Below are 25,019 nucleotides of genomic sequence, written 5' to 3' on the forward strand. Positions count from 1 at the left end.
ACCGGATGACTACCAGACAGAACCGTCAGTGGTGCAGGATCTTCGACAGGAAGTCCTTGGCGCGGTCGCTGCGCGGGTTGCTGAAGAACTGCTCGGGCGCGGCCTCTTCGACGATCTTTCCGTCGGCCATGAAGACAACCCGGTTGGCCGCAGAGCGGGCGAAGCCCATCTCGTGCGTGACGACCACCATCGTCATCCCCTCCCGGGCGAGCTGCTGCATGACCTCCAGCACCTCGTTGATCATCTCCGGGTCGAGCGCCGAGGTCGGCTCGTCGAACAGCATCACCTTCGGCTCCATGGCCAGCGCGCGGGCGATCGCCACACGCTGCTGCTGGCCGCCGGAGAGCTGCGCCGGGTACTTGTCGGCCTGCGAGCCGACGCCCACCCGGTCCAGCAGGGCCACGGCCTTCTCGTGGGCGGCGGCCTGGTCGGTCTTGCGGACCTTGAGCTGGCCCAGCATGACGTTCTGGAGCACCGTCTTGTGCGCGAAGAGGTTGAACGACTGGAAGACCATGCCGACATCCGCGCGCAGCCGGGCCAGTTCCCTGCCCTCCGAGGGAAGTTCCCTGCCGTCGAGCGTGATGGTGCCCGAGTCGATCGTCTCCAGGCGGTTGATGGTCCGGCACAGGGTGGACTTGCCCGATCCCGAGGGACCGATCACCACGACGACCTCACCGCGGGCAATGCTCAGATCGATGTCCTGAAGCACGTGCAGCGCGCCGAAGTGCTTGTTGACGTTGCTCAGTACGACCAGGTCGTCCGCGGCACCGGCCGCGTCCTGCACGTCCTTGGTCACTGATACTCCGCTCATCGGCTTATTGCTCCGTCCTCCTCGGTTGGGAGGACAGTAGTGACGAAGCGCGCACACCGTCATCACATCTGAGGGAGAATTGAGCATAACGATACGGCCTCACGCCGATACGCTCCGTGCGCGGCGCCTGCCCGGCAGGCCGCGCGGGCGTACCGGGTGGATAACGGAAGGCGCGCCGGACCGGAACCCCCTTGACGTGGGACTCCGCATCGGCATGGATGCAGGGTGGTCCTGCACCGTACGGAATCCGAAGACGGAGTCCGGAAAAGGAGAAGAAATGGAGAGGGGGACGACATGAGACTGCTGCTCGTCGAGGACGACGACCACGTCGCCGCCGCCCTGTCCGCGATTCTCGCCCGGCACGGCTTCCAGGTCACGCATGCCCGCAGCGGTGAGGAGGCCCTCCAGGCGCTGCTGCCCGCCGGCGCCCCGCCCCAGGCTTCCCCCTACGGGGTGATCCTGCTCGACCTCGGCCTGCCCGACCAGGACGGCTACGAGGTCTGCGGCAAGATCCGCAAGCGCACCGCCACGCCCGTCATCATGGTCACCGCGCGCGCCGACGTACGCTCCCGGATCCACGGCCTGAACATGGGAGCCGACGACTACGTCGTCAAGCCCTACGACACCGGCGAACTCCTCGCCCGCATCCACGCCGTCGCGCGGCGCACCGGCGCCTCCGAGGAGGCCGCGGCCAACGGGACCGGCGCCCCCGCCCTCGTCCGGCTCGGACCCGTCAGCATCGAGCTGCCCACCCGCCGGGTCAGCGTGGACGGCACCGACGTACCGCTCACCCGCAAGGAGTTCGACCTGCTGGCCCTGCTCGCGCAGCGGCCCGGAGTCGTCTTCCGCCGCGAGCAGATCATCAGCGAGGTGTGGCGCACCAGCTGGGAGGGGACCGGGCGGACCCTGGAGGTCCACGTCGCCTCGCTGCGCTCCAAGCTGCGCATGCCCGCCCTCATCGAGACCGTCCGCGGGGTGGGCTACCGGCTCGTCACCCCGGCCGCCTCCTAGCGGGGCCCACCCGTGCGCGCCCGGCTGCTCCCCCTGCTCGTCGTCCTCATGGCGGGCGTGCTGCTCGCCCTCGGCTTCCCGCTGGCCGTGAGCCTGGCCGCCGGACAGCAGCAGCGGGTGGTCGTCGACCGCATCGACGACAGCGCCCGCTTCGCCGCCCTCGCCCAGTTCGTCGTCGACGCCGAAGGCTCCGGATCCACCGGCGCCGACGAGCGCCGCGAGACCCTCCAGCTCGAACTGGCCCGGTACCAGGAGCTCTACGGCATCCGTGTCGGCATCTTCCTGCGCGACGACAACGCCATGGCCCGCGCCCCCGGCTGGTGGGAACTCCCGGAGGCGGGCGAGGGCCGCCGCGCCTTCGAGGAGGCGCTGGCCGGGCGGCGCAGCCACGACCCGCCCCAGGTGTGGCCCTGGCAGACCCACGGCAAACTGCTCGTCGCCTCCCCGGTCGTCCTCGACGGGGACGTGGTCGCGGTCGTCGCGACCGAATCGCCCACCGACCAGATGCGCGGCCGGATCCTCCAGGGCTGGCTGATCATCGCGGCCGGTCTCGCCGCCGCCATGCTGCTCGCCTTCGGCGCCGCCCTGCGGCTCACCAGCTGGGTCCTCAAGCCCGTGCGGACCCTGGACGCGGCCGCCCACGGCATCGCCACCGGGCGGATGAACTCGCGCGTCGCGGCCGCCGGCGGGCCGCCGGAACTCCAACGCCTGGCCCGGTCGTTCAACGAGATGGCCGACAACGTCGAAGAGGTACTGGAGCAGCAGCGGGCGTTCGTCGCGGACGCCTCCCACCAGCTGCGCAACCCGCTCGCGGCGCTGCTCCTGCGGATCGAGCTGCTCGCCCTCGAACTGCCCGAGGGGAACGAGGAGATCGCCTCCGTGCGCGCCGAGGGCAAGCGCCTGACCCAGGTCCTGGACGACCTGCTGGACCTGGCGCTGGCCGAGCACGCCTCGGCCGAGATCAGCCTCACCGACATCGGGGCGCTGGCCGCCGAGCGGGTCGCGGCCTGGCGGCCGTACGCCGAGGAGAAGGGCGTACGGCTCACCGGGACGGGCCGGACCGCCCTCACCGGCTGGGCCGACCCCGTCGCCCTGTCCAGCGCGCTCGACGCCGTCATCGACAACGCCCTCAAGTTCACCCCCGCGGGTGAGGAGGTCGAGGTGTCGGTCTCGGCCGCCCGGAGCACCGTCCAGGTGGTCGTCGCCGACCGCGGCCCCGGTCTCACCGAGGAGGAGCTGCTCCGCGTCGGCGACCGGTTCTGGCGCAGCGGCCGGCACCAGAACATCAAGGGCTCCGGGCTCGGCCTGTCGATCTCCCGCGCCCTGCTCGCCGCGGGCGGCGGATCCCTCACCTACGAGACGAACCCGCCGCACGGGCTGCGGGTGATGGTGGCGGTCCCGCGCACCGACCCCCACACCTCCTAGGACCAGGCCAGGGTGGTGCGCGCCGGGCCGGAGACCGCGTACAGCTCGTCCACGGCCCGGACCTCGAAGGCGGCCGCCCGCTCCCGGCCCGCCCGTTCGACGGCGGGCAGGTAGAGGGCCGTGCCGCAGGTGCCGCCGAGGAAGCGGCGGGTGCCGTCGGGCAGGACGCGGGAGACCTCGTAGTGGCGGATCGGGCCGGCTTCCCCGGCCGGGCCGGCTGCCCGGCGCCACGACAGGCGGAGCGAGGCCCTGCCGTCCTGCTGCGCCGCGGCGTCCACGGTCAGGGCACTCGGAGCACCCGGCTGCCGCTGGGGGGTGTCGTCGCGTACCGACAGGGCGCCGAGTCGCCAGGCCACGGCTCTCTTCCCGCGTCCTGTGATCCGTACGGCCAGTCCGTACGCCGTCGTGCCCGGCAGTGTCGACAGCCCGACGCGGGTCGTGCGCCAGCCCGGTCCCGGGCCCAGGGTCCGCGCCGTCAGCCAGGTGTACGGGACGGGGTCGCCGGCGGTGGCCGGCTCGCGGGTGGCCACCCCCACCTCCACCGTGACCGGGCCCGATTCCGTGGCGTGCACCAGCTCCAGGACGGTGGACCGGGTCAGCGGCAGCCGCGTGGAGTGCAGCCCGACGGTGGCCGGTGCGGTCAGCCGCCCGGCGACGAGCAGGCTGGAGCCGCCGCGCCAGGCACGCGTGAAGTCCAGGGTCACGGAGGGCCGTTCCCCGGCGGTGTCCACGACCCAGCGGCGGCCGGGCAGCCGGTCCTGGAGCCCGAGATGGTTCCACGGGGTGTCGGAGGCGGCCTCGCCCGCCTCGTACCAGCGCTCCCCGTGCCCGGTGTTGAAGACGCAGGCGAACGGCAGCGCGGTGATGGTGGAGCGGTCGGCGACGGCCGTGGCCGGGGCCCGCCAGGTGCCCTCGGGCGCCGGGCGGGACGGATCGAGGGACTCGCCCGTCCAGAACCGGTCGTCGGCGCGGTGGAAGGCACCGGGGGAGCGGTCGGTGAGGTGGCCCAGGGTCCACTCGGGCCGGTAGAAGCCGTAGCTGACGACGTGGTCGCGGTCGCGGTCGCGCGGAATGATCGCGTCCCAGGGGACCGCGGAGTTCCAGCCGTTCGCCTCCGTGTCCACCGCCGCCCACAGGTCGTGGCGGGAGCGGCCCAGCCGCTCCGCGAGCGCGCCGGAGGCGGCCAGGCTCTGCGGGGTCCAGCGGAAGTCCACGAACACCGTGTCCGCGACCTTGCCGGCCCGGTCCTCGAAGAACTCCTGGTTCAGCTCGTTGAGCGCGCCCTGCCAGCCGACCCGGCCGGTGGAGTTCATCGCGTCGTACCAGGTGATCCGCAGGCCGTGCGGCTCGCCGGCCGCCCGCAGGGCGTGCAGGAACTCCCGCATCCGCCCGGCGAGCTCACTGTCGCCGCCGTCGGTCTCGGCGTTGACGAACCAGCCGTCGAAGCCGTACGTCCGCGCCACCAGCACGAGCTTCTCGGCGATCGGGAAGCGGCCGAGGGAGTCCCGCTGGACCAGGTCCCGCGTCCACTGGAGGTCGCCGCCGTAGGGCACGGGCGGCAGGAACACATTGCCCAGCACCCGCACCCCGTTGCGGTGGGCGGCGTCGACGACGGGTGCGTTCGGGGCGAGCACGATCCCCTCGCCGGAGGAGCCGCCCCAGAAGACCAGCTCGTCGATGTACGCCCAGTGCGTGAGCGCGTAGGAGTCAGCGGTGGCAGACCCCTGCGAGGGGTTCCGGGCGGTGGGCCCGAAGGAGACGAGCGAGGCGATCCGGGCCTGACCGGCCCGGGCGGCGGGATGCGGCGGCACCGGCGTGAAGCGCGGCGCGAGGGGCACGGACGCGGTGTTGTGGGCCAGGTCCGGATCGCTCTCGGGGGTCCACTGCCTGAGCGAGCGCCACACGATCCCGGGGCCGGGCGCGCCCTTCGGCAGCGAGTCCGGGAACCAGTACGAGGCGTACGGGGCCAGGTCGGGCGCGGTGGCCGAACCCGCCGCGGCCGCCGTGGCCGGCGCGGAGGCCGCCGACGCCCGGCCCGCCGAGCCCAGCAGGACGGCGGCTCCGGCCCCCGCCCCCGCGGCGAGCACCCGTCGCCGGGGCGGCCGTAAGCGGGCGGAGGCGGAGTCCGACGGGGCGCGGTCGGAGTCGGAGGGGGACGTACGAGGGTCGACGCCGTTGTCGGTCTCGGACATGAGGCTCCTCTGCGGGGGAGGGGGACGGTCAGGTGAGGTCGGAAACGCGCAGCACCTCGGTGATGCCGCGGGCGGACAGGTGCGCGGGGTCCTCGGCGAGCTCGGCCAGCACCACCGCCGGCCGCACCCCCCGCGCGGTGAGCGCCGCCCAGGCTTCGAAGAAGGCGCCGCCGGGGGCGCACACCGAGCGCCGCGGAGCCTCCTCGGCCCCGCCGACGTCCACCGCCAGCGCGGTGGTCCGTACGGGCGGCTCGTGCGTGCGCCCCCGCCACTCCCCGGCGATCCGCGCGATGGCGGCGCCGGCCGGCTTGACGCGTCGGTCGTTGGTGAGCAGCCCGAGGCCGTACTCCAGTTCCGGGAAGTCCGCGAGCTCCCGCGACACGTCGTGCGAGCACCACCAGGTCACCCCCCACAGGTCCGGGCAGTCCAGGGCGTTCGCCACGGTGGCCTCGGTGAACCGCGCCGCCTGCTCCGGCGGGATCAGCGGCGCGGGCGCCCCGACTTCCTGGAGCCAGACCGGGCGGTGCGGATCGCGGGCCCAGGCCTTGGAGAGCTCGACCAGGTACGCGGCATGGTGCTCGGTCGCCGTCCCCGTCGCGCCGTGGCGCTGCGCGGTGCCGTTGAACACCCAGGAGTGCACGGCGGTGGCCGCGCCCAGCCGGGCCGCCTGGGCCACCGTGAACGGATGCCCGTCCTGGTACCAGGCGGCGTCGTACTCGGCGTGCAGGTGGAACCGGCCGGGCGCGCCCTTCTCGCAGGCGGCGAGCATGCGCTCCAGCCAGCGGCCGGCCTGCTCCCGGGTGATCCGGTCGGGGTCGGGGTGCGGGGCGTCGGAGAACTGGTTCATCTCGTTGCCGACCGTCATGCCCAGGAAGTTGGGCCGGTCCGCGAGGGCGGCGGCCAGCGTGCGCAGGTACTCCTCCTGCCCGGCGACCACGTCCGGGTCGTCGAAGATGTTGCGCCGGTGCCAGGTCCGGGTCCAGGCGGGCAGGAAGTCAAAACTCGACAAGTGCCCCTGCAGGCCGTCCACGGTGACGTCGAGCCCGCGCTCGGCGGCCGCGTCGGCGAGCGCGAGGAGCTGTTCGACCGCGCGCGGCCGGATCAGGGCCCGGTTGGGCTGGAACAGCGGCCACAGCGGGAAGACGCGGACGTGGTCCAGCCCGAGCGCCGCGATCGAGTCGAGGTCGGCCCTGACCTCGTCGAGGTCGAAGTCCAGCCAGTGGTGGAACCAGCCGCGCGCCGGCGTGTAGTTGGCGCCGAAGCGGAGGGTCCGGGGCGGGCGGGGGGCGTGGCGCATGAAGGGTCCCGGAGTTCAGGGGGAATTCGCCGGATGCCCAACCTGCCCGGCCCCGCGGGGGAAAGTCAACAGGGCCTCAATCCGCGGCGTCACGATTCGACGGGGTGAAAGTTCCGACTTCGGAGTCCGCCAGTACTTATGCGCTTCAGTCCCGTTGACAGAAGGGCTGTGAGTGCCGAAGCTGAACGGACTAATGCGGTTTAGTGTGCGCTGCCGTACAAGGAACCGGGCGGAAATGGACAGCGGTATTTCGGTCACCTCCGTGTCCACCCCGGCCCTCTTCACCGGCCCGCCGCGATCCCCCTCCCAGGTCGTCCGGATCCGCAACCGGAGGGACCCCCGGCCGGCCCCTGTACGTCACCGCCGAGGTCGCGGCCCGCACCGGCGGCCCCGAGGCCGACGCCTTCACGGCGGCGGTGCTGGAGGCGGCCGATCCCGCGCAGGTGCTGGAGGCGGCCGATCCCGCGTACGCGCGGGCCGTACGGGAACGCGCCCCGACCTGGGGCCCGGTCCTGGCCCCGCTCCGCGAGCTTGGAGTCCGGGCTGCGACCTCACCGGCCCGCGGCGCTGCGCCTGCGCGTACCGGCGGACGGGCCGGCCGAGGTGGAGTTCGAGGTCCGGCCGCCGCTCGGGATCCCGCCGGGGAGCCACTGGCTGGTGGTGACGGCGGCCTGTCAGGGCAGGATCGCGTACGGTCCGGCCATTGCCGTTCACATCACCGCAGACCCGAAGGATGAATGAGGCAGGCATGGCCCGCAGACCCACCATCAAGGACATCGCCCGCCAGGCCGGGGTCTCGGAGAGCGCCGTGTCCTTCGCGCTCAACGACCGGCCCGGCGTCTCCCAGGACACCCGCGCCCGGATCCGCCGCGTCGCCGAGGAGCTCGGCTGGCAGCCCAACAGCGCCGCCCGCGCCCTATCCGGGGAGCGCTCGGGAGCCGTCGGGCTCGTCCTCGCCCGGCCCGCGCACACGCTCGGCGTCGAGTCCTTCTTCCTCCAGCTCGTCTCGGGCATACAGGAGGTCCTCTCCGCCGCCCGGACCGCCCTGCTGTTCCAGGTCGTCGAGGACATCGACGCCGAATGCGCCGTCTACCGCCGCTGGTGGGCCGAGCGGCGGGTCGACGGGGTGATCGTCGTCGACCCGCGTACGCAGGACCCGCGCCCGGAGCTCCTCGGGCAGCTGGCCCTGCCGGCGGTCGCCGTCGGCTCGGCCGAATCCTCCGCCACCCTCTCCTCCGTCCGGGCCGACGACGCCGGGGCGATGGCCCAGGTCCTGGACCACCTCCACGGGCTCGGCCACCGCCGGATCGTCCACATCGCCGGTCTGCCCGGCCTCGCCCACACGGCCCGCCGGATGGAATCCCTGCGCACCGAGGCCGCCCGGCGCGGGCTCGGTCCGGACCAGGTGCGCTCCGTGGTCACCGACTACTCCGACGCCGAGGGCGCGGCGGCCACCCGACGGGTCCTCGCCGAGCCGGCGCCGCCCACGGCCCTCGTCTACGACAACGACGTGATGGCCGTCGCGGGCAGCGCGGTCGCGGCCGAGCTGGGCATCCCCGTGCCGGGCCGGCTCTCGATCGTCGCCTGGGACGACTCCGCGCTCTGCCGGGTCACGCACCCCCGGCTCACCGCCCTCGTCCGGGACACCGCCGGCTTCGGGCGGCTCGCCGCCGGGGAACTCCTCGCCGTCCTCGCGGGCGGCCCGCCCGGAGTCCGCGAGAGCGAGCGGCCGCGGCTGGAGCCCCGCGAGAGTACGGCGCCTCCCGCGGCGCATACTGAATTCTGACCCCTTCTTGGAGCCGCCACCGTGACCACCCCCACCGCCCCCTTCCCCGCACCGCGCGCCGGCGCCTCGGTCGCAGGCCTGACGGTGGCGATCGACATCGGCGGGACGAAGATCGCCGGGGCGCTGGTGCACCCCGACGGCACGATGACGGCCACGACGCGGCGCCCGACCCCGCGCGGTGCGGACGCGGAGGCGGTGATGGCGGCGGTGACCGAGGTCGTCGCCGACCTCGCCGGCTCGCCGCTGTGGCACTCGGCGGTCCGCTGCGGGATCGGCAGCGCCGGACCGGTCGACGCCTCGCGGGGCACGGTCAGCCCGGTCAACATCGGCGCGTGGCGGGAGTTCCCCGTCCAGGCCCGGATCACGGCGGAGCTCGCGGCGTGCGGGGCGGACGTTCCGACGGTGCTGGTGGGCGACGGCGTGGCCATGACCGCGGCCGAGCACTGGCTGGGCGCGGCCCGGGGCCATGCGAACGCGCTGTGCATGGTGGTCTCGACGGGCGTGGGCGGCGGCCTCGTCCTGAACAACCAGCTCCACCCCGGCCCCACGGGCAACGCGGGTCACATCGGCCACATCAGCGTGGCCTTCGACGGTGAGCCGTGCGTCTGCCGGGGCCACGGCTGCGTGGAATCCATCGCCTCCGGCACGGCGATCGCCCGGTGGGCCCTGGCCCAGGGCTGGACCCCGGCGGGGGCCGGCGGCGAGGCGGGAGCAGGGGGCAGCGGCGGCGTCGCGGGAGCCGGGGCCGGCACGGGCAGCGCGAGCGCCGGGGGCGATGCCACGGCGGCGGGCGTGGCAGCGGCCGCCGCGGCCGGCGACCCGATCGCCCTGGCCGCCTTCGACCGCGCCGGCCGGGCCCTGGCCGCGGCCATCGCGGCCACCGCCACCCTGGTGGAAACGGACATCGCGGTCATCGGCGGAGGCGTCGCCGCCTCCGGCGACACGCTCTTCGCCCCGATCCGCAAGCACCTCGCCGCCTACGCCACCCTCTCCTTCGTGCAGGAGCTCCAGGTGGTCCCGGCGACCCTCGGCACGCACGCGGGACTGATCGGCGCCGCCGCCGCGGCCACCATGCTGCTGCCGCAGGACGCTACGGCTTGACCGAGCGGTAGTAGCGCCGCGCGCCCTCGTGCAGGTCCAGGGGTTCGGTGTAGATCGCCGTCCGCAGGTCCACCAGCTGCGCCGCGTGCACCACGTGTCCGATGCCGTCGCGGCTGAGGATCACGGTCCGGGTGAACTGCTCGGTCAGTTCGGGGTCCGTCTTCTCGGTGGTCACCAGCAGGTTCGGCACCGCCAGGGTCGCCACCGCGCTGGTGTTGCGCGCCCGGGCGTACGCGTCCTGCGGCATCACCGCCGCCCGGTAGTAGCGCGCCGGGCTGCCCGTCCCCTGCAACTGCTCCACCAGGTCGCCGAGCTGCACAAGCCGGATCTCGAACCGCTCCGACAGCTCGCGCACCGCGTTCGTGGGCAGGCCCCCGGACCAGAAGAACGCGTCGATCCGGCCCGCCTCCAGCTCCTCCGGCATGGTGTCGATGCCGATGGACACCGCGGTGACGTCCTTCGCCGGATCCAGCCTGGCTGCCCTCAGCAGCCGCTCCGAGATGAGCCGCACGCCTGACCCCGCCTGGCCGACCGCGACCCGCTTGCCGCGCAGGTCGCGCGCCGACTGCACCGGGGATCCGGCGGGCACCACCAGCTGCACGTAGTCGTCGTAGAGCCGCGCGCACCCGCGCAGCGTCGTCGCGCCGGGCCTGCCGTCCTGCCGGTACTTGGCCACCGCGTCCGCCGTCGCCACCGTGAAGTCGGCCTCCCCGGCGGCCAGCCGCCGGAGGTTCTCCTGCGAGCCCTCGCTGGTCTCCAGCCGCACCTTCACCCCGGGCATGTCCCGCCGCAGCTGCTGCTCCAGCAGCTGCCCGTAGCGGTGGTAGACCCCGGTGCGCACGCCCGTGCTGAAGGTCAGCTCGCCCTTGAGCTCCGGCTCCCCGAAGGGCTTGAACCACCACACCAGGGCGGCGAGCACGGCGAGTACGGCCACCAGGGCCCGCAGGGCACGGCGCCTGCTGATCCGGGGCGGTACGAGAGGCATGGCCGCGATCCTGCCACCCGCCCGCCGTCCTGTCACGGCCGGGCGGACTCGGGCGGATCTTGCCGGCCGGTCCCGCGCGACCGGAGGGCTTCCGGCTACCGCCTACCCTTGTTGCATGACCAGCAGCGACCGGAGCCAGGCAGTGGACGTGAAGCGAAGCTACGAGGTGCGCACTTACGGGTGCCAGATGAACGTGCACGACTCGGAGCGGCTCTCCGGTCTGCTGGAGGACGCCGGCTACGTCCGCGCGCCCGAGGGCTCCGACGGCGACGCCGACGTCGTGGTCTTCAACACCTGCGCGGTCCGCGAGAACGCCGACAACAAGCTCTACGGCAACCTCGGCCGGCTGGCCCCGATGAAGACGAAGCGCCCCGGCATGCAGATCGCCGTCGGCGGCTGCCTCGCGCAGAAGGACCGCGACACGATCGTCAAGCGGGCCCCCTGGGTCGATGTCGTCTTCGGTACGCACAACATCGGCAAGCTCCCCGTACTGCTGGAGCGCGCCCGCATCCAGGAAGAGGCCCAGGTCGAGATCGCCGAGTCGCTGGAGGCCTTCCCCTCCACGCTCCCGACCCGCCGCGAGTCCGCGTACGCCGCCTGGGTCTCGATCTCCGTCGGCTGCAACAACACCTGCACCTTCTGCATCGTCCCGGCGCTGCGCGGCAAGGAGGAGGACCGCCGTCCCGGCGACATCCTCGCCGAGGTGGAGGCCCTCGTCGCCGAGGGCGTCTCCGAGATCACCCTGCTCGGCCAGAACGTGAACGCCTACGGCTCCGACCTGGGCGACCGCGAGGCCTTCAGCAAGCTGCTGCGCGCCTGCGGCCAGATCGAGGGCCTGGAGCGGGTCCGCTTCACCTCCCCGCACCCGCGCGACTTCACGGACGACGTGATCGCGGCGATGGCGGAAACCCCGAACGTGATGCCGCAGCTGCACATGCCCATGCAGTCCGGCTCGGACGGCATCCTGCGCGCGATGCGCCGCTCGTACCGTCAGGAGCGCTTCCTCGGCATCATCGAGAAGGTCCGCGCCGCGATCCCGCACGCGGCGATCTCCACCGACATCATCGTGGGCTTCCCCGGCGAGACGGAGGAGGACTTCCAGCAGACGATGCACGCCGTGCGCGAGGCCCGCTTCGCGAACGCCTTCACCTTCCAGTACTCCAAGCGGCCCGGCACCCCGGCCGCCGACATGGACGGGCAGATCCCCAAGGAGGTCGTGCAGGACCGCTACATGCGCCTGGTCGCCCTCCAGGAGGAGATCTCCTGGGAGGAGAACAAGAAGCAGGTCGGCCGCACCCTGGAGGTCATGGTCGCGGAGGGCGAGGGCCGCAAGGACGGCGCCACGCACCGCCTGTCCGGCCGCGCCCCCGACAACCGCCTCGTCCACTTCACGAAGCCGGCCGAGGAGGTCCGCCCGGGCGACGTCGTCACCGTCGACATCACCTACGCGGCCCCGCACCACCTCCTGGCCGAGGGCCCGACCCTGACCGTGCGCCGCACCCGCGCCGGCGACGCCTGGGAGAAGCGCAACGCCGCCCCGGCCCAGCCCGCCGGCGTCATGCTCGGCATCCCCACCCTGGGCGTCCCGGCCCCCCTCCCCACCGCCGCCTCCGGCTGCGCGGCCCCGCAGGGCTGACCGCAGCGATATCCAGCCTCGCCGGCGTTTGAGGCGCGGGGTCTGTGGGGCGGAGCCCCGGAAAGCCCGGCGCAGCCGGGGCCGCTTGCGCCGCGGCGCCGCACCATGGGCCCCGCACGCCGGCGGAGCCGACGGCTGAGCCCACCGGCTCCGCCCAGGCCGCGCCGGCGTTAGGCTGCGGATCATGCTCGTAGCCGCCGCCGTCTGTCCCGCCCCGCCGCTCCTCGTGCCGGAGGTCGCCGCGGGCGCCGCCGCCGAGCTGGGCGATGCCCGCACCGCCTGCTCGGACGCGCTCGCCGTGCTCGCCGCCTCCCGGCCCGACCTGCTGGTCGTCGTCGGGGCCGCCGACGAGGACCACCGCGGGCCCTACCCCCAGGGCGCCCGCGGCAGCTTCCGCGGATTCGGCGTCGAGGCCGACGTACAGCTGGGGGAGGGCGAGGAGGGGCCGCGCCCGCTGCCGCCCTCGCTCGCCGTGGGCGCCTGGCTGCTGCGGCACGCGCGCTGGGGCGCCGCCCCGGTCGAGGGGCTCGGGGTCGGGGAGCCGCTGGACACCGAGCGGTGCCTGGAGGCCGGCCGGGAGATCGCCGCGCGCGGCGCCCGCGTCGCGCTGCTCGTCATGGGTGACGGCAGCGCCTGCCGGACCCTGAAGGCCCCCGGCTACCTCGACGAGCGGGCCGCCGCCTTCGACGCGGCCGCCGCCCGCGCGCTGGGCGCCGCCGACGTGGCCGCGCTCGCCGCCCTCGACGCCGTGCTGGCGGCCGAGCTCCAGGCCGCCGGCCGGGCCCCCTGGCAGGTGCTGGCCGGGGCCGCCGAGGGCGCGGGCCTCGACGGGCGGCTGCTGTACGAGGACGCCCCGTACGGCGTGGGGTACTTCGTCGCCGCCTGGTCGTAGAGACGGCACCGGGCCGGAGAACGCCGAAGGGGCGCGGAACCGGCCGGTGCCGGTTCCGCGCCCCTTCGCAGACTGCGTCAGGAAGCCGCCGGCGGCGTCGTCCCGCCGGGGGTGTCCTTGTGCGCGATCTTGCCCAGGGCGTCCTTCGCCTTGCCCTCGACGGTGATGATCCGGTCGCTGTACTTGCCCTTGGTCTTGGTGTCCACGACCTTGGCAACCTTGTCCAGACTTTCGCCGATCCTGCCCTCGTGCTGCTGGGCGAGGTCGCCGACCTTCTCCTTCGCCGGAGCGAGCTTGGCCTTGAGAGTGTCCAGGAGGCCCATGGGTCACCTTCCAATAGCGGGGAGCTACGTACGGGCGCCCTCGCCGGCTTCGCTGTCCGCGGCCACCTCGGCCGACTGCTGCTTCGGAATGTCCACGGCTTCCACCGCCGGAGTCTCCGCGACAGCAGGCGCGGCCTCGGCCCCGGCCTCTTCGGCCGTGGCCCCTTCGGCCTCGACGGACTCCGCCGTCAGGGTCTCGGCCGCGGCCTGCTCGGTCGCAACCTCGTCCTTACGGCGAAAAAACCGATCAAAAACGCCCATGTCTACTCCCGTAACGTTACTCGCGTGAGTGAAGTTCCGCCTTGGCCGGACCGGCCTGCACCGGATACGGGCCGGGCGTATGCCGGGCACACGCCGGGCCGGAACCTCGTCAGGGCAACGACAACGCCACCGCCCCGTCACGTAACTCGATCGGGTACATGGCCGTGTCTTGACCGGGGGCTGCGAGACTGGGGCGGTGAGGAAAGCAGCCCCCGCACCGCGGGTCATCGCCGTCGTCGGTCCCACCGCGGCCGGAAAGTCCGAACTGGGCGTCCACCTGGCCCGTCATTTCGACGGCGAAGTCGTCAACGCCGACTCCATGCAGCTGTACCGGGGGATGGACATCGGCACCGCCAAGCTGACGACCGCGGAGCGCGGAGGGGTCCCGCACCACCTCCTCGACATCTGGGACGTCACCGAGACCGCCAGCGTCGCCGAGTACCAGCGGCTGGCCCGGATCGAGATCGACAAACTGCTCGCCGAGGGCCGTACGCCGGTCCTCGTCGGCGGATCCGGCCTGTACGTACGCGGCGCACTCGATGCCATGGAGTTCCCCGGCACCGACCCCGAGGTCCGCGCCCGCCTGGAGGAAGAGCTCACCCTGCGCGGCTCCGGAGCCCTGCACGCGCGCCTCGCCGCCGCCGACCCGGCCGCCAGCCGGGCCATCCTGCCCAGCAACGGCCGCCGCATCGTCCGCGCGCTGGAGGTCATCGAGATCACCGGCCGCCCCTACACGGCGAACCTGCCGGGCCACGAGTCCGTCTACGACACCGTCCAGGTCGGCGTCGACGTGGCCCGGCCGGAGCTCGACGAGCGGATCGCGCTGCGCGTGGACCGCATGTGGGAGGCCGGGCTGGTGGACGAGGTCCGCGCGCTGGAGGCCCGGGGGCTGCGCGACGGAATCACCGCTTCCAGGGCGCTCGGCTACCAGCAGGTGCTGGCCGCGCTCGCCGGCGAGTGCACCGAGGAGGAGGCCAGGGCGGAAACCGTCCGCGCCACCAAGCGGTTCGCCCGCCGCCAGGACTCCTGGTTCCGCCGCGACCCCCGCGTGCACTGGCTCAGCGGGGGCGTCGCCGAGCGCGGGGAACTCCCCGGACTCGCGCAGTCGTTGGTCGAACGAGCGGTCACAGCCTGATCACGTGATGGCATCGGGACGCCCCGCGCGCCCGTTCGGGGGTCGCGGGCGTGCCATCATCAAACTCCTGGCGGTGCGGTCACCGGCAGTGCATGGCGGCGTACTGAGTCCGAGTGGGGAGGGCGCGTGGCGATGGAGGCCGGCCCTCGCGACATTGGGCGGGACGACACCCGGCGGGAAGCGGACCCGAAGCTTCTCGACCGGCCGGACAGCCCCGACCGTTCCGGCGGCCCTGACGGTCCCGGCGGCCCTGACGGTCCCGGCGGCCCTGACACTCCCGCCGGTCTCGGGCTGCCCGCCGACCCGGCGCGCCTGACCCCCGACGGCCCGGACACACCGGACTCCGCGGAGGCCGATGCCGCCGCCGGACCGGAGTTCGAGGTCGAACTGCGTCCGCAGCGCCGCCTTCGCCTGTGGCAGATCGCCCCCATCGTGCTGCTCGCCGCCGCCGGCTCGCTGATGTTCGCCTTCCCGCTCGCCTTCGAATTCGGCGACGGCGGAGCCGTGGTCGCCATGCTCGGCTTCCTGATCAGCTGCTGCGCGGGCGGCTGGGGGATGATGGCCGCCCGCCGGGTGGGCCACACCTGGCCCGGGCTCCCGGCCCGGGGCAGCGGCCGCCGCCCCGACTGGCGCATGGCCGCGCTGTACGCCGCGGCCGCGCTGGCCGTCGTAGCACTCGCGGTGTACCGGGTCGCCCGGCTGCGCTGAGCGGGTCGCGCCGAGCACGATGTCCGGTCACCGGACCGATCGGCGGCTCTGAGCAGGGGCTCGATACCATGGGCGGGTGACGCACCCCCCCCTCTCCTTCCTCAAGGGCCACGGCACCGAGAACGACTTCGTGATCGTCCCGGACCCGGACAACGCCATCGAGCTGCCCGCGTCCGCCGTCGCGAAGCTGTGCGACCGGCGCGCCGGAATCGGCGCGGACGGCGTCCTGCACGTCGTCCGGTCCGCCGCCCACCCCGATGCCGCGCACCTGGCCGGCGAGGCGGAGTGGTTCATGGACTACCGCAACAGCGACGGCTCCATCGCCGAGATGTGCGGCAACGGGGTGCGCGTCTTCGCCTGCTACCTCCAGTACGCCGGCCACGTCGAGCCCGGTGACCTCGCGGTCGCCACCCGCGGCGGAGTCAAGCGCGTCCACCTCTCGGCTGTGCCCGACAGCGGCTCCGCCGCGGGCGGCGACGTCACCGTCTCCATGGGCCGCGCCGCGTTCCCCGAGGGCGAGGTCACCGTCAGCGTGGGATCCCGGAGCTGGCCCGCGCGCAACGTGAACATGGGGAACCCGCACGCGGTGGCGTTCGTTGAAAGCCTCGACGACGCCGGAAACCTGTACACCGCCCCGCCGTTCAGCCCGGCGTCCGCCTACCCGACTGGTGTCAACGTCGAGTTCGTCGTCGCCCGCGGCCCCCGGCACGTCGCCATGCGCGTCCACGAGCGCGGCTCCGGCGAGACCCGCTCCTGCGGCACCGGCGCCTGCGCCGTCGCCGTGGCGGCCATCCGCCGCGACGGCGCGGACCCGGCCGTCACCGGCGAACCGGCCACGTACACCGTCGACCTCCCCGGCGGCACCCTCGTCATCACCGAACACCCCGACGGCCAGATCGACATGACCGGACCGGCCGTGATCGTGGCCGCGGGCGAGTTCGACGCGTCCTGGCTCACCGAAACGGCTTTCGCCTGAAGCTTCCCTCTAATGGGTGATCCGTTTCACGCTGTGCGAGAGGTGGACTGCGCCACGTGGTGGGGTCGGTAACATCAGGCACCGGCCCTGAGGGCTCACCCCATGCCCGCCACCGCCGGTCGAAGCCGCCGGAGGTGCCCATGAGTGCAGAGGCCACGAACCCAGAAGCACACCCCGAAGCGCGCCCTGAGCTCCGCAGACGCGGCCGGACCAGGCTCGATCTGCGCCGGCTCGGCCGCGCGGCCCTGCTCGGCCCCACGTCCCGCGACCGGTTGCCGGACGCGATCGGCCACGTCGCCGAAGCCCACCGCGCCCACCATCCGGACGCCGATCTGTCCATTCTGCGGCGTGCCTACCTGCTCGCGGAGACCTCACACCGCGGCCAGATGCGCAAAAGCGGTGAGCCGTACATCACACATCCGCTCGCCGTCACCCTGATCCTCGCCGAACTCGGCGCCGAGACCACGACCCTGACGGCCTCTCTCCTCCACGACACCGTCGAGGACACCGACGTGACCCTCGATCAGGTCCGCGAGGAGTTCGGCGACGAAGTCTGCTTCATCGTCGACGGCGTCACCAAGGTCGAGAAGATCGACTACGGCGCCGCCGCCGAACCAGAGACCTTCCGCAAGATGCTCGTCGCCACCGGCAACGACGTCCGCGTCATGTCCATCAAACTCGCCGACCGGCTGCACAACATGCGCACCCTCGGCGTGATGCGGCCCGAGAAACAGGCCCGCATCGCCAAGGTCACCCGCGACGTCCTCATCCCGCTCGCCGAACGGCTCGGCGTCCAGGCCCTCAAGACCGAGCTGGAAGACCTCGTCTTCGCCATCCTGCACCCCGAGGAATACGAGCAGACCCGCGCGCTCATCGCCGCCCACGCCGGGGAACGCGACCCGCTGCCCGCCATCGCCGACTCCGTACGGACCGTCCTGCGCGAGGCCGGCATCGCCGCCGAGGTGCAGATCCGGCCGCGGCACTTCGTCTCCGTCCACCGCATCGCCCTCAAACGCGGCGAGCTGCGCGGCTCCGACTTCGGCCGCGTCCTCGTCCTCGTCGGCGAGAACGCCGACTGCTACGCGGTGCTCGGGGAGCTCCACACCTGCTTCACCCCCGTCGTCTCGGAGTTCAAGGACTTCATCGCCGTCCCGAAGTTCAACCTCTACCAGTCGCTGCACACCGCCGTCGCCACCCCCGAGGGCTACGTCGCCGAAGTCATCGTCCGCACCCGGCAGATGCACCGAGTCGCCGAGGCGGGCGTGGTGGCGCTCGGCAACCCGTACGCCACCGGAACGGCGGACGCCGCCGCGGATCCCGACGAGGAGCGCGTGGACCCGACGCGCCCCGGCTGGCTGTCCCGGCTCCTCGACTGGCAGCAGTCCGCGCCCGACCCCGACACCTTCTGGAGCGTGCTGCGCGCCGAGCTCGCCCAGGACCGGGAGATCACCGTCTTCAGGGCCGACGGGGGCACGCTCGGTCTGCCCGCGGGGGCCAGCTGTATCGACGCCGCCTACGCGCAGCACGGCGAGGCGGCCCACGGCTGTATCGGCGCCCGGGTCAACGGGCGCCTGACCTCCCTCTCCTCGCCGCTGTCCGACGGGGACACCGTGCAGCTGCTGCTCGCGCAGGACGCCTCCTCGGGGCCCGCCGCCGAGTGGCTGGACCATGCACGGACCCCGGCCGCCCGGATCGCCATCAGCAGCTGGCTGGATTCCCATCCCGACCGCGCGATGGCCACCACCACCGCCGCCCGGGCACCGCTGTCGGTGATCGGAGCCCGGGGCGGCGGGGGCAACGCCGTCGTCGACCTGCCGGACGCCACCGTACGGCTCGCCGGGTGCTGCACCCCGGTGCCGCCGGACGCGGTCGCCGGATTCGTGGTCCGGGGCGGGGCCGTCACCGTGCACCGCATCCACTGCGCGGCGGTGGCGCAGATGCGCGCGGTGGGGCGCACCTCCGTCGCCGTGCACTGGCGGGCGACTGCGGACTGCCGGGTCACGCTGGTCGCCGAATCGTTCGGCCGCCCGCATCTGCTGGCCGACCTGACCGAGGCCATCGCCCGCGAGGGCGTCGAGGTGGTCTCCGCGACCGTGGAACCCCCGGTCGAGCAGCGGGTCCGGCACACCTACACCCTCCAGCTCCCGGACGCGGGCGGACTGCCGGCCCTGATGCGGGCGATGCGGGACGTGCCGGGCGTGTACGACGTGAAGAGGGCGTAGCCGCCGACGGATACCCCGGCGTCCGGGCGCGGGCCCGCAGGCGGCCCGTGGGCCCCAGCCCCACAGGCGGCGCGGGGCGCCCCCGGTGTCAGCCGGGCGTAGGCCCGGTCGGCTCCGGAAGGCCCCGTTCGGGTGGACCCGTCGCGCGCCGTGCGCGGCCGTGTGGCGGCCCCTGGTAAGCGGTGGTGGATGCAGCTCACCTCCCCGCGCCTGCGCGCCTTCCTGCTCGCCGCGGCCTCGCTGACCCTCGTCGCCGCCGTGCTGCCCCCGCCGAAGCCGCTGGGCATCGGCGACCGGCTGTTCCCCGAGCTCGGGAACCCCGGGTACGACGTGCTCTCGTACGACCTCTCCCTCACGTACAAGGACAACCTGAGCCCCCTCGACGCGGTCACCGTCATCGACGCCCGCGCCCTGCAGCCGCTGGAGCGGATCAACCTCGACTTCACCCACGGAAAGGTGGCGTCCGCCGAGGTCAACGGCGAACCGGCCCGGTTCGAGAGCGCGGGGGAGGACCTCGTCCTGACCCCGGCGCGGCCGGTCCCGGCCCACGTGCCGCTGCACATCACCGTCCGGCACACCAGCGACCCGCGCGGCCGCGGGGACGGCGGCTGGGTGCCCACCGAGGACGGCCTCGCCATGGCCAACCAGGCCGATGCCGCCCACCGCGTCTTCCCCTGCAACGACCACCCCGCCGACAAGGCGTACTTCACCTTCCGCGTCACCGCCCCCGAGGGGCTGACGGTCGTCGCCAACGGGGTGCCGGCCCTCCCCGCCCTGCGCAGGGGCCCCTCGACCACGTGGACGTACAAGACCCGGCACCCGATGGCCACCGAACTGGCCCAGGTCTCGGTCGGCCGCTCCGCCGTCGTCCACGGCACCGGACCGCACGGGCTCCCGCTGCGCGACGTGGTGCCCGCCGCCGACCGGCAGCGGCTGGACCCCTGGCTGAAGAAGACCGCCGGGCACATCGCGTGGATGGAGGAGCGGGTCGGCCGCTACCCCTTCGAGAACTACGGCGTGCTGATCGCGCGGGCGACGACCGGCTTCGAGCTGGAGACCCAGACCCTCTCGCTCTTCGAGCACAGCCTGTTCTCCGGCGAGGGCTATCCGGAGTGGTACGTCGAATCCGTGATGGTCCACGAGCTCGCCCACCAGTGGTTCGGCGACAGCGTCACCCCGCGGACCTGGTCCGACCTGTGGCTCAACGAGGGACACGCCACCTGGTACGAGGCCCTGTACGCGGACGGGCTCGGCAAGTACTCCCTGGAGCGGCGCATGCGCGAGGCGTACCAACGCTCCGACCAGTGGCGGGCGGCGGGCGGCCCCCCGGCCGCCCCGAAGGCCGCCGCCCCCGGCGAGAAGATCGGGTTGTTCCGGCCGGTGGTCTACGACGGGGCCGCGCTGATCCTCTACGCGCTGCGGCAGGAGATCGGAGCCCAGGCCTTCGACCGGGTCGAGCGGCGCTGGGTGGCCGACAACCGGGACGGGATCGCGGGCACGGCCGACTTCGTACGCCTGGCCTCGCAGGAGGCGGGACGGGACCTCGCGCCCTTCCTGGAGCCCTGGCTGTACGGGAAGACCACCCCGGCGATGCCCGGACACCCGGAGTGGAGCGGGAAAAGGGTGTGACCGCCGAGGAACGGGCATGTCACCATCGACGGGGCCGCTCGGGGAATCTCCGGGCGATGTGACACGTTGGACATGACAGCTAACGTGACAGGTCGCATCACAGCTCATGTGACAGCCATCTGACAGTGCTATTCGAATCGACGTAAGGATCCAATGACCTCCTCTTCTTCCCCTTCCCAGGACGCGCAGGACGCACAGGACGTGCGCGAGGCGCAGAGCTTCACCGAGAGCCTTCGGGCCGATGCCCTGATGGAAGAGGACGTCGCCTGGAGCCACGAGATCGACGGAGACCGCGACGGCGAGCAGTTCGAACGCTCCGAGCGCGCGGCCCTGCGCCGCGTGGCCGGCCTCTCCACCGAGCTCGAAGACGTCACCGAGGTCGAGTACCGGCAGCTGCGCCTGGAGCGCGTCGTCCTCGTCGGTGTCTGGACCTCCGGCACGGTGAACGACGCCGAGAACTCCCTCGCGGAGCTCGCCGCCCTCGCCGAGACGGCAGGTGCCCTCGTACTCGACGGTGTGATCCAGCGCCGCGACAAGCCGGACCCGGCCACCTTCATCGGCTCGGGCAAGGCCCGGGAACTGCGCGACATCGTCATGGAGAGCGGCGCCGACACCGTCGTCTGCGACGGCGAGCTCAGCCCCGGCCAGCTCATCGCCCTAGAAGACGTCGTCAAGGTGAAGGTGGTCGACCGGACCGCCCTCATCCTGGACATCTTCGCCCAGCACGCCAAGTCCCGAGAGGGCAAGGCGCAGGTCGCGCTCGCGCAGATGCAGTACATGCTGCCGCGCCTGCGTGGCTGGGGCGCCTCGCTGTCCCGGCAGATGGGTGGCGGCGGCGGTGGCGGCATGGCCACCCGAGGCCCCGGTGAGACCAAGATCGAGACCGACCGGCGACGGATCCGCGAGAAGATGGCGAAGATGCGCCGGGAGATCGCGGAGATGAAGACCGGCCGCGACATCAAGCGGCAGGAACGGCGCCGCAACAAGGTGCCCTCGGTCGCCATCGCCGGCTACACCAACGCCGGCAAGTCCTCGCTGCTCAACCGCCTCACGGGTGCGGGCGTGCTGGTGGAGAACGCGCTGTTCGCCACCCTCGACCCGACCGTGCGCCGGGCCGAGACGCCCAGCGGCCGGGTCTACACCCTGGCCGACACGGTCGGCTTTGTCCGGCACCTGCCCCACCACCTCGTCGAGGCGTTCCGCTCCACGATGGAGGAGGTCGGCGACTCCGACCTCATCCTGCACATCGTGGACGGCTCGCACCCGGCGCCGGAGGAGCAGCTGGCGGCGGTGCGCGAAGTGATCCGCGAGGTCGGCGCGGTGAACGTGCCCGAGATCGTCGTGATCAACAAGGCGGACGCCGCGGACCCGCTCGTCCTGCAGCGCCTGCTGCGCATCGAGCGGCACTCCATCGCCGTCTCGGCGCGCACGGGCCTGGGCATCGAGGAACTCCTCGCGCTCATCGACACCGAGCTGCCGAGGCCCGAGGTCGAGGTGGAGGCCCTCGTTCCATACACCCGCGGCTCGCTGATCGCCAAGGCGCACGCCGAGGGCGAGGTGATCTCCGAGGAGCACACCCCGGAGGGCACCCTGCTCAAGGCGCGGGTCCACCAGGAACTGGCGGCGGACCTGGCTCCTTACGCGCTGGCGAAGCGGTAGAGGCCAAGCGGCACACGGCACCCGGCACGCGGTGACAGAGAAGGAACGACTGAGGGCCCCCTGCGGTGCAGGGGGCCCTCAGTCATTCACCGTCGTACCGGGACTACTTGAACTTGCCGCTCACGGCGTCGAAGACGCCCTTCGCCTCCGGGCCGAGCCGCGGACCGGCCAGCCAGCCCGCCTTGGCAGGACCGATCGACGTGTTCGACACCAGCGCCGGCTTGCCGTCCGCGCCCGCGGCCACCCAGCCGCCGCCGGAGGAACCGCCGGTCATGGAGCAGCCGATGCGATACATCACCGGGTCGGTCGCGTTCAGCGACAGCCGGCCCGGCTTGTCCGTGCACTGGTAGGCCCTCTGGCCGTCGAACGGAGCCGCCGCCGGGTAACCCGTCGCCGTGATGCCCGCGACCTTCGGCACGGCCGGAGCGTTGAACTCCACCGGGAGCGCCGAACCGACCGTCTCCTCCAGGGACTTGCCGCTGCCCTTCTCGGGCGTCACGTGCAGCACCGCGAAGTCGTACGGGGCGCCCGCGCCACCGGTCGGACCGCCGGTCGCGATCCACTGGTCGGAGGTCTGCGCCCAGTCGCTCCACCACACGCCGTACGGGGCCACCTGCTCGCGCGGCGCGCCCTTGAGCTGCGCCGCCGGCTTGCCGGCGTTGTTGTAGGAGGGGACGAAGGCGATGTTGCGGTACCAGCCGCCGGACTTGCCCGCGTGCACGCAGTGGCCCGCCGTCCAGACCATGTTGGACTTGCCCGGGTGGGCCGGGTCCTTGACCACGGTCGCCGAGCACACCATCGAGCCCTCGGGCCCGTCGAAGAAGACCTTGCCGGACTCCGGAACGCTCTGGTGGTAGGGCGCGTTCGCCGCCTTGGCGCTCACCGGCGCCGGGGCCGGGTCGGTGACGCCCTGGTCCTTGCCCGCGTCCGGGTCGACGGACGGGCGCTTGGGCTGCTCGGCGTCACGCATGCGGTCCGGGTCCCACAGGCCCTCGATGATCGGGTTGATGTAGTCGCCCGCCTCGCGGAGCCAGTCCTCCTTCTTCCAGTTCTTCCACTCACCCCCCTTCCACTTCTCCAGGTCGAAGCCGTGCTGTTTCAGCTTTTCCTTGAGCTGGTCGGGGATCTTGACCCCGTCCGTGCCCGGAAGGCTCGCCGCCACGGTGGGCTTGGCGTCGCCGCCGGCCTCCCCGTCGCCGGGGCCGCAGGCTGAGGCGGTCAGCGCGAGCGCGGCCGCGCACAGGATCGCGGTGACCGGTCGGTTCGGTCGCATGTCGTTCGTCCCCCTGGTTTTTCGAGGCGTGGAGTGCAGCCCCCCACTATGCCGCTGAGGTTGGGGACGGCACAGGCCGGGGCGGCGGTTCCTGACTCTCGGCCCTTGGCGGGCAAGGATCTTGGGCCCGCCCGTGATCCCGAGCCGTCACCGTCGTTGGTACGTACGGGGGATGGGGGAGCAGCGTTCATGTTCGAGGCGCAATCCGGAAGAGAAATCCGTGCGGGAGGACGACACTCGTGGCTTTGACCGAGCCGGCCGCGGCCGCAGCCGAGGCGCAGATCCCCCTTCAGGTGCTGTCGCATGGAGGCCGTGGACCCGGGCCCGGCGCTTTGGGCGGGTCCGCCGCCCCGGACGGCATCCTGCGGCGGCAGGCGCAGCGGGAGTCCGCCGCCCGGACGTATGCGCGCTCCCTGCCCATCGTCCCGGTGCGCGCCCGCGGGCTGACCATCGAGGGCGCCGACGGGCGGCGCTACCTCGACTGCCTCTCCGGCGCCGGAACCCTCGCCCTCGGCCACAACCACCCGGTCGTGCTCGAAGCCATCAGGGCAGTCCTCGACTCCGGTGCCCCGCTGCACGTGCTGGACCTGGCGACTCCGGTCAAGGACGCCTTCACCACCGAGCTGTTCGCCAACCTGCCGCCCGAACTGGCCGCCGACGCCCGCATCCAGTTCTGCGGGCCGGCCGGGACGGACGCGGTGGAGGCAGCCCTCAAGCTGGTCCGCACCGCGACCGGGCGCTCCGGGCTGCTGGCCTTCACCGGCGCGTACCACGGGATGACCGCCGGAGCCCTGGACGCCTCCGGCGGAGCCCCGGACGTACGGGTGACCCGGCTTCCGTACCCGCAGGACTACCGCTGTCCCTTCGGAGTGGGCGGCCCCAAGGGAGCCGAACTCGGCGCGCGCTGGGCGGAGAACCTCCTGGACGACCCCAAGGGCGGCGTGCCCGCCCCCGCCGCCATGATCGTCGAACCGCTGCAAGGCGAGGGCGGGGTCATCCCGGCCCCCGACGCCTGGCTTCGCCGGATGCGCGAGATCACCGCGGCACGGGGCATCCCGCTGATCGCGGACGAGGTGCAGACGGGCGTCGGTCGGACCGGCGCCTTCTGGGGGGTCGACCACGCCGGTGTGGTGCCCGACGTGATGGTGCTGTCCAAGGCGATCGGCGGCAGCCTGCCGCTCGCGGTGATCGTCTACCGTGCGGGCCTGGACGTCTGGGCTCCGGGTGCCCACGCCGGCACCTTCCGCGGCAACCAGCTGGCCATGGCCGCCGGTACCGCCACGCTCGCCTTCGTCCGCGAGAACCGGCTCGCCGAGCGCGCCGGGGCCCTGGGCGAGCGCATGCTGACGGCCCTGCGGGGCCTGGCCTCCGACCAGCCCTGCATCGGGGACGTCCGGGGCCGCGGCCTGATGATCGGCATCGAACTCGTCGACCCCGACACCGGGACCGCCGCACCGGCCCTCGCCGCGGCCGTCCGCCAGGAGTGCCTCGACCGCGGCCTGATCGTCGAACTCGGCGGCCGCCACTCGGCCGTCGTCCGGTTGCTCCCCCCACTGACCCTGACCGACGAGCAGGCCGCAGCAGTCCTCGACCGCCTGGCCGACGCCATCCCGGCCGCCGCCCACCGGCCCCGCTGACCCGCCACCCCAAGGACCCGCGATGCCCGACCCGCACCAGTCCCCCCCACCCCACCCCCC

General features: G+C 73.2%; 20 protein-coding genes. 13 read left to right on the forward strand and 7 right to left on the reverse strand.

Annotation, left to right across the window (positions count from 1 at the left end; translation table 11 throughout):
• Window positions 1-25: 25 nt before the first annotated feature.
• Entirely contained in the window at window positions 26-811 is a 786-nt protein-coding gene (locus J7E94_RS24695) for an amino acid ABC transporter ATP-binding protein (RefSeq protein ID WP_285440823.1), read from the reverse strand.
• A gap of 294 nt (window positions 812-1,105) precedes the next feature.
• On the opposite strand from J7E94_RS24695, the gene J7E94_RS24700 reads away from it, so the two are divergent.
• Both J7E94_RS24700 and J7E94_RS24705 read left to right on the forward strand, forming a co-directional pair.
• Window positions 1,106-1,822 (forward strand): response regulator transcription factor, encoded by a 717-nt coding sequence (locus J7E94_RS24700; RefSeq protein WP_215018986.1) that lies wholly within the window; start codon window positions 1,106-1,108, stop codon window positions 1,820-1,822.
• A 12-nt stretch (window positions 1,823-1,834) separates the two neighbouring features.
• Complete coding sequence (locus tag J7E94_RS24705; RefSeq protein ID WP_215018987.1) at window positions 1,835-3,247, forward strand: HAMP domain-containing sensor histidine kinase; 1,413 nt, start codon at window positions 1,835-1,837, stop codon at window positions 3,245-3,247.
• Here J7E94_RS24705 and J7E94_RS24710 read toward each other — a convergent pair.
• Together J7E94_RS24710 and J7E94_RS24715 are read right to left on the reverse strand one after the other, a co-directional pair.
• Entirely contained in the window at window positions 3,244-5,439 is a 2,196-nt protein-coding gene (locus J7E94_RS24710) for an endo-beta-N-acetylglucosaminidase (protein WP_215018988.1), read from the reverse strand. The genes J7E94_RS24705 and J7E94_RS24710 overlap by 4 nt on opposite strands.
• A gap of 28 nt (window positions 5,440-5,467) precedes the next feature.
• Entirely contained in the window at window positions 5,468-6,736 is a 1,269-nt protein-coding gene (locus tag J7E94_RS24715) for a glycosyl hydrolase (protein ID WP_215018989.1), read from the reverse strand.
• 748 nt (window positions 6,737-7,484) lie between these two features.
• On the opposite strand from J7E94_RS24715, the gene J7E94_RS24720 reads away from it, so the two are divergent.
• Window positions 7,485-8,522: a LacI family DNA-binding transcriptional regulator gene (locus J7E94_RS24720; RefSeq protein ID WP_215018990.1), complete on the forward strand. Its 1,038-nt coding sequence runs from the start codon at window positions 7,485-7,487 to the stop codon at window positions 8,520-8,522.
• 21 nt (window positions 8,523-8,543) lie between these two features.
• Complete coding sequence (locus J7E94_RS24725; RefSeq protein ID WP_374224495.1) at window positions 8,544-9,623, forward strand: ROK family protein; 1,080 nt, start codon at window positions 8,544-8,546, stop codon at window positions 9,621-9,623.
• Here the strand turns inward: J7E94_RS24725 and J7E94_RS24730 are convergent.
• Complete coding sequence (locus J7E94_RS24730) at window positions 9,613-10,608, reverse strand: TAXI family TRAP transporter solute-binding subunit (protein WP_215018991.1); 996 nt, start codon at window positions 10,606-10,608, stop codon at window positions 9,613-9,615. The two genes, J7E94_RS24725 and J7E94_RS24730, sit on opposite strands and share 11 nt — an antisense overlap.
• Window positions 10,609-10,723: 115 nt before the next feature.
• On the opposite strand from J7E94_RS24730, the gene miaB reads away from it, so the two are divergent.
• Together miaB and J7E94_RS24740 are read left to right on the forward strand one after the other, a co-directional pair.
• A complete protein-coding gene (gene miaB / locus J7E94_RS24735; RefSeq protein WP_215018992.1) occupies window positions 10,724-12,244 on the forward strand; it encodes a tRNA (N6-isopentenyl adenosine(37)-C2)-methylthiotransferase MiaB in 1,521 nt (506 codons plus the stop codon).
• Between the two features lie 184 nt (window positions 12,245-12,428).
• Window positions 12,429-13,136, forward strand: coding sequence for a class III extradiol dioxygenase subunit B-like domain-containing protein (locus J7E94_RS24740; RefSeq protein ID WP_215018993.1), 708 nt, complete (start codon window positions 12,429-12,431; stop codon window positions 13,134-13,136).
• Window positions 13,137-13,213: 77 nt separating this feature from the next.
• On the opposite strand, the gene J7E94_RS24745 is transcribed toward J7E94_RS24740, so the two are convergent.
• Window positions 13,214-13,459 (reverse strand): antitoxin, encoded by a 246-nt coding sequence (locus J7E94_RS24745; protein WP_215018994.1) that lies wholly within the window; start codon window positions 13,457-13,459, stop codon window positions 13,214-13,216.
• Window positions 13,460-13,483: 24 nt separating this feature from the next.
• Window positions 13,484-13,720: a hypothetical protein gene (locus tag J7E94_RS24750; protein WP_215018995.1), complete on the reverse strand. Its 237-nt coding sequence runs from the start codon at window positions 13,718-13,720 to the stop codon at window positions 13,484-13,486.
• Window positions 13,721-13,916: 196 nt separating this feature from the next.
• Here J7E94_RS24750 and miaA point away from each other — a divergent pair, with 196 nt between their 5' ends.
• From miaA to hflX, 6 genes are all read left to right on the forward strand, one after another.
• Window positions 13,917-14,855 carry a tRNA (adenosine(37)-N6)-dimethylallyltransferase MiaA gene (gene miaA, locus J7E94_RS24755; RefSeq protein WP_215018996.1) on the forward strand — a complete coding sequence of 313 codons (939 nt, stop codon included), beginning with the start codon at window positions 13,917-13,919 and terminating at the stop codon, window positions 14,853-14,855.
• Window positions 14,856-14,981: 126 nt separating this feature from the next.
• The gene (locus J7E94_RS24760; protein WP_374224496.1) at window positions 14,982-15,563 is read left to right on the forward strand and encodes a hypothetical protein; all 582 of its coding nucleotides are present in this window, start codon (window positions 14,982-14,984) and stop codon (window positions 15,561-15,563) included.
• A 76-nt stretch (window positions 15,564-15,639) separates the two neighbouring features.
• Window positions 15,640-16,539, forward strand: a complete 900-nt coding sequence (gene dapF / locus J7E94_RS24765; RefSeq protein ID WP_215018997.1) for a diaminopimelate epimerase — start codon at window positions 15,640-15,642, stop codon at window positions 16,537-16,539.
• Between the two features lie 140 nt (window positions 16,540-16,679).
• A complete protein-coding gene (locus J7E94_RS24770) occupies window positions 16,680-18,761 on the forward strand; it encodes a bifunctional (p)ppGpp synthetase/guanosine-3',5'-bis(diphosphate) 3'-pyrophosphohydrolase (RefSeq protein WP_215018998.1) in 2,082 nt (693 codons plus the stop codon).
• A gap of 189 nt (window positions 18,762-18,950) precedes the next feature.
• Window positions 18,951-20,390, forward strand: coding sequence for a M1 family metallopeptidase (locus tag J7E94_RS24775; protein WP_215018999.1), 1,440 nt, complete (start codon window positions 18,951-18,953; stop codon window positions 20,388-20,390).
• Between the two features lie 153 nt (window positions 20,391-20,543).
• The gene (gene hflX, locus J7E94_RS24780; RefSeq protein ID WP_215019000.1) at window positions 20,544-22,049 is read left to right on the forward strand and encodes a GTPase HflX; all 1,506 of its coding nucleotides are present in this window, start codon (window positions 20,544-20,546) and stop codon (window positions 22,047-22,049) included.
• Window positions 22,050-22,152: 103 nt separating this feature from the next.
• Here hflX and J7E94_RS24785 read toward each other — a convergent pair whose 3' ends face one another.
• On the reverse strand, window positions 22,153-23,322 hold the full coding sequence (locus J7E94_RS24785; RefSeq protein WP_215019001.1) for a serine protease: 1,170 nt from the start codon (window positions 23,320-23,322) through the stop codon (window positions 22,153-22,155).
• A gap of 293 nt (window positions 23,323-23,615) precedes the next feature.
• Here J7E94_RS24785 and J7E94_RS24790 point away from each other — a divergent pair, with 293 nt between their 5' ends.
• Window positions 23,616-24,959, forward strand: a complete 1,344-nt coding sequence (locus J7E94_RS24790; protein WP_374224498.1) for a diaminobutyrate--2-oxoglutarate transaminase family protein — start codon at window positions 23,616-23,618, stop codon at window positions 24,957-24,959.
• Window positions 24,960-25,019 lie beyond the last annotated feature (60 nt).

The sequence above is a fragment of the Streptomyces sp. ISL-94 genome, from assembly GCF_018614075.1.
GTDB lineage: Bacteria > Actinomycetota > Actinomycetes > Streptomycetales > Streptomycetaceae > Streptomyces.